Raw genomic sequence first — 619 nt, forward strand, 5'->3', positions numbered from 1 at the left:
GTCATTCCGCCGTCCATCGGCTTCGTGATCTTCGGCGTGGCGGCCAACGTGTCGATTTCCAAGCTGTTCCTGGCCGGCATCGTGCCGGGCATCCTGATGGGCCTGTCCATCGCCATCGCCTGGTATTTCGTGGCCAAGCGCGAGAACATCCAGCCCCCGCCCAAGGCGAGCTTCAAGGAGCAGCTCGCGGCACTGCGCGAATCGCTGTGGGCGCTTGGGCTGCCGGTGATCGTGATCGTGGGCCTGAAGATGGGCGTCTTCACCCCGACCGAAGCCGCCGTGGTGGCCGCCGTCTACGCGCTGCTGGTGTCCATGCTGATCTACCGCGAGATGAGCGTCAGGCAGCTTTACGAGGTGTTCGTGAGCGCCGCCAAGACCACGGCCGTGATCATGTTCCTGGTGGCCGCGGCCATGGTCAGCGCCTGGCTCATCACGGTCGCCGACATCCCCAGCCAGATGATTCAACTTCTGGAACCCTTCATGGGCAACCAGACGCTGCTGCTCATCGCCATCATGCTGCTGGTGATGGCCGTGGGCACCGCGATGGACATGACGCCCACCATCCTGATCATGACCCCGGTGCTCATGCCGGTGGTCAAGGCCGCGGGCATAGACCCGG

1 protein-coding gene is annotated in these 619 nt (G+C 64.3%); it reads left to right on the top strand.

What is annotated here, in order from left to right:
* The coding region (locus tag ALA01S_RS31350; RefSeq protein WP_157119457.1) for a TRAP transporter large permease subunit at nucleotides 1–619 on the top strand (619 nt) is incomplete at both ends.

Source organism: Azohydromonas lata NBRC 102462 (assembly GCF_001571085.1).
GTDB lineage: Bacteria > Pseudomonadota > Gammaproteobacteria > Burkholderiales > Burkholderiaceae_C > Azohydromonas > Azohydromonas lata.